Raw genomic sequence first — 3,897 nt, forward strand, 5'->3', positions numbered from 1 at the left:
GCCCCGAACTCCGTCCGGGACAGAGCGCCTCCAACACATCCCATCACCACTGCACCAAAACCAATCGCCAACAGCGTTCCTCTATTTAAATGCCAGTAGCGCAGTTGTTCGTCGAAGCTTTCCATGGTGGCCTGCTCAACCTGTGTACCACCACTGGCCACTGCCACACTGGCAGGGTGAGCGAGCAGGTGCAGCGCACTCATGAACACCAACCAGAGCACCAGTATAAACGCCACGGTACCCATAAAATGAATCATACGGAACTCTTTGACAGGTGTACCTGCCGTGTCGGTCCCACGGTCTTTGATAAAGAGTTCAGTTCGGTAGATATCATCAAAACTCATGTTGTAGCCGACATCTGACAGATAAGTATACGGCTCGGACCGAGGCTCATCTCGCGGCAGGTAGCGGCCGGCTCCCGGGCCGTCATTGCCAAGGTATACCAGCCTATGTTGCTCCCCCACCGCCGAGAGATAGACACGATTGGCCATGGGCGACATGATCAAAATGATAAAAAGCAGAGGAAGAATGGTGAACGTCAAGGTAATGCCCGGGTGCTCCAGGCCGCCCCAGTTCTTAGCCCACCAGCGAATGGTCTGCCAGGCGCCAATGCCATAGGCGTGCTTGAGGTACAGATGCACCAGATAAATCGGCAGGGCGTAGCAGATCAGGTTTTTAATCAGGGCGATCAGTTGCAGCATTGTCTCGGATTCCTTGACAGTCAATCGGGCGGCACACACTACAACGAACCTCCGTGCAGGTCGAGGACCGGGGTCACGAAACGCGATGCTTCTCCGGCGCCAGCAGCGCGCTCAAGCAGAAGCGCAGCCGGGAATCGCCTATTCTTGGATTACCGGCATGCACTCACCCGCTTTTACGAGGCCGTGGGTAAAGCGATCGCTCGCGCCGACGACCTGTACCTGATCGGGTCGGGGGAAGCCCGTAAAGAGCTGCTGCACTATCTGAAAGAACACGACCGGTTTACCGGCCGGGTCAGGGAGTCCAAGCCCGCTCAGGAAATGACCGAAGCGGAGATGGTTGCGGAAACCCGGCGCTTCTATCACTTGCCGATGCAAGAAGCGAGCTGAGAGTCGGCGTTTGGCTTTTTATGAAAGGTGCGGTAACCTCGAAGCGGTTTTTATATAAAACTTTATATTCACTGATGGTAAAAGAGCATGATCTCCATCATGCTCTCCCTATTGCCTTCTAATAATAATCGCTCCGAAGGAGATTCCCGATGCTGAACCTCAAGCCCGTACTGGCAGCCTTGCTGCTTTCCCTATTTTCGCTGAGCGCTTTAGCGGATGTCGCCCCTCTCACCACAAAAGGCAATCAGGTGCTGATCGGCGGCTCCACCGGCAGCATCGCCGGGCCCAGCCTGTTCTGGAGTAACGACGGCTGGGGCGGGGACAAGTTCTATACCGCGGGCGCGGTTAAGACGGTGGCTGAAGACTGGAACGCCGAGCTGGTTCGCGCCGCCATGGGCATAGAAACCCCCGGTGGTTATCTGGAGTCACCTGAGAGTAACCTGACCAAGATTCGCACAGTGGTGGACGCGGCCATTGCCAATGACCTCTACGTCGTCATCGACTGGCACAGCCACCACGCCGAAGATCACCCGGACAGCGCGGTGGCTTTCTTCACGCAAATGGCCGAGGAATACGGCGAGCATCCGAACGTCATTTACGAAATCTACAACGAGCCGCTGGATGTCTCCTGGACCGATACCCTCAAGCCCTATGCGGTGCAAGTCATTGAAGCCATCCGCGCTATCGACCCGGACAACCTGATTGTGGTGGGCACGCCCAACTGGTCACAGGATGTGGACGTCGCGGCCGAAAGCCCCATTACCGGTTTTCAGAACCTCGCCTATGCCCTGCACTTCTACGCGGGTACCCACACCGATTCTCTGCGGGACAAAGCCCGCGACGCCCTTGATAAAGGGTTGCCCCTGTTCGCGACAGAGTGGGGCACCGTAAATGCCAACGGCGATGGTGATGTTGCGACAGCGCAAACCGAAATCTGGATGGACTTCTTCAAGGAACACAATATCAGTCACGCCAACTGGGCACTGAACGACAAAGAGGAAGGTGCATCCGCGCTGGTCGTCGGCGCCAGCCCCGAGGGCAACTGGTCCGAGAAGGACTACACCGCCTCTGGCCGGTATGCTCGGGACATTATTCGCCAATGGGAGGCACGCGAACCTCAATAAACAACAAAGTTACGGTCTTTTTCCGGTCACTTCGGAAGTCAGCCAGAGGCTACAGCTCGGTCACAGCAACGGCACCAACCACTCAACAATGTCCTTGCTCAGGTCCTTCAGGCATCTTTGGGTGGCCGAACAGACGGTGTAGGCGGTCCCCATGTCCAGCACGTTGCTGCTGGGTGTGAAATCCCTGAGCGAGGCAAAGCCGCAGCTGTGGCTGGCCGTAACCACGCTGTTGGGCGCGGTGGCGTGAATCAGCGCCGTAGTGACCTTTACCGCGGGCAGCTTGGAGTTGGATTTCATGCCAAAGGTGAATTCCTCGCTGCCCAACGTCAGGCCCTCGATGTCGATTGCCAACACGGGGATATCGCCAGCCTTAATTTTATCGGCGGTGCTGACGGCCTGCATGACCAGGCCCTGCTTCTCGGCCCGTTCAAGAATGCTGCTTACCAGACTTTGTTCGATCTCACAGGGCAGCTCATCCTGGGCGTAGTTATAGCCTTCAATGTTAAACCCCAGGTTTTCGTTCAGGTAAATCTGGGCCGGACGCTCATCGGCCGACACGGCCGCCGAGATGGCACCCAAACACACCAGTGCCAAGAGACTTAAAGGTTTCATGGTCAATCTCCTCAAATTGGGATCATCAGCGCCGGCCTGTGTCCTGCCCGCCACATCTTCACTATAGCGCTTTAGGGCAAATTTTCCGCAGTATCAATCTAGTGACTCAAAAACCACGGTTTTAGATTCTCCGGGCTGATCTATTGTCAAAGGCCTAGCGGTGTAGCGCAAGAGGTTTAGGCGCATGAGTACTGGCGCGCGCGAGATACAATAATGGGGGGACGGGAAATCGAATATAACGGGGAGAAAACTGGAAGTCCTTTTCCAGTTTATTGCGTTTAGCGGTTCAGGTACTCCATCAACCACTGCATGGCCGGCCGCTGTTGACCACTGCTGGTCATCAGGCCGGTGCCTTCACGCCAGGTGGCACCCACGATATAACCCCACAGGGTAATACCCACCACATTGGGATGGTTGTAGAAGATCGGGAAGTGCGTCTGCATGTACTCGAGCTGCAACTGGTCGTTGGACTCCTGAATGTCGTACTCGGAGATATACAGCGGCAGACCCAACTCAGAAATCTGATCCAGCTTGGCTTCAATCTCCGGACCGGTCCAGACGCGCGGGTTGTACAGACCGTGGGCTTGCAGACCCAGCGCATCCACATAACCGGAGTTCACGGCTGGGCGGATCATATCGATGATCGCGTCGGTGTCCCAGGTCATGAAGTTGAAGTCGTTATAGATCAGAACCGCGTTCGGGCAGTGCTCACGGGCAAGGCGGAACGATTCAGTGATCCAGTCACTGCCAAAGGCGCTCTCGGCGTAGTTGGCCGGTGCGTGCGAGGGCAGCGCTTCGTTCACCACGTCGATCATTTCGGTATCGGGGTAGCGGTCACAGTAGTCGCTGATCCACTCTTCGATTTCCGCGCGTTGTTCCGCCGGGCTTAGGCTATCGATCCAGCCGGGACGCTGACTGCCCCACACCAGTACGTGAGCTTTGACCGGAATGCCATTGGCGCGAGCAAAGTCATAGATGGCATCGAGCGGACCCCAGTTGTACTGATCACGCGTACCTTCGACCGAGCCCCACTTGCCTTCGTTTTCCGGGGTGATCTGATCCCAGTACTGCAT

General features: G+C 56.4%; 5 protein-coding genes. 2 read left to right on the forward strand and 3 right to left on the reverse strand.

What is annotated here, in order from left to right; translation table 11 throughout:
• A partial coding sequence (locus B3187_RS10180; RefSeq protein ID WP_286806224.1) for a hypothetical protein occupies nt 1-701 on the reverse strand: 701 nt, incomplete at its 3' end.
• Between the two features lie 144 nt (nt 702-845).
• On the opposite strand from B3187_RS10180, the gene B3187_RS10185 reads away from it, so the two are divergent.
• Nucleotides 846-1,088, forward strand: a complete 243-nt coding sequence (locus tag B3187_RS10185) for a hypothetical protein (RefSeq protein WP_286806226.1) — start codon at nt 846-848, stop codon at nt 1,086-1,088.
• Between the two features lie 149 nt (nt 1,089-1,237).
• Nucleotides 1,238-2,212, forward strand: coding sequence for a glycoside hydrolase family 5 protein (locus B3187_RS10190; RefSeq protein ID WP_123638116.1), 975 nt, complete (start codon nt 1,238-1,240; stop codon nt 2,210-2,212).
• Nucleotides 2,213-2,272: 60 nt separating this feature from the next.
• On the opposite strand, the gene B3187_RS10195 is transcribed toward B3187_RS10190, so the two are convergent.
• Nucleotides 2,273-2,824, reverse strand: a complete 552-nt coding sequence (locus B3187_RS10195) for a hypothetical protein (RefSeq protein WP_286806228.1) — start codon at nt 2,822-2,824, stop codon at nt 2,273-2,275.
• 278 nt (nt 2,825-3,102) lie between these two features.
• Nucleotides 3,103-3,897: endo-1,4-beta-xylanase (locus B3187_RS10200; RefSeq protein ID WP_286806230.1), on the reverse strand; the 795-nt coding region annotated here is incomplete at its 5' end.

Source organism: Marinimicrobium sp. UBA4209, assembly GCF_002381585.1.
Taxonomy (GTDB): Bacteria; Pseudomonadota; Gammaproteobacteria; order Pseudomonadales; family Cellvibrionaceae; genus Marinimicrobium; species Marinimicrobium koreense.

Coding starts and splice junctions, on each gene's coding strand:
- B3187_RS10190 (WP_123638116.1), top strand. CDS start 1,238: ATGCTGAACCTCAAGCCCGTACTGGCAGCCTTGCTGCTTTCCCTATTT.
- B3187_RS10195 (WP_286806228.1), bottom strand. CDS start 2,824: ATGAAACCTTTAAGTCTCTTGGCACTGGTGTGTTTGGGTGCCATCTCG.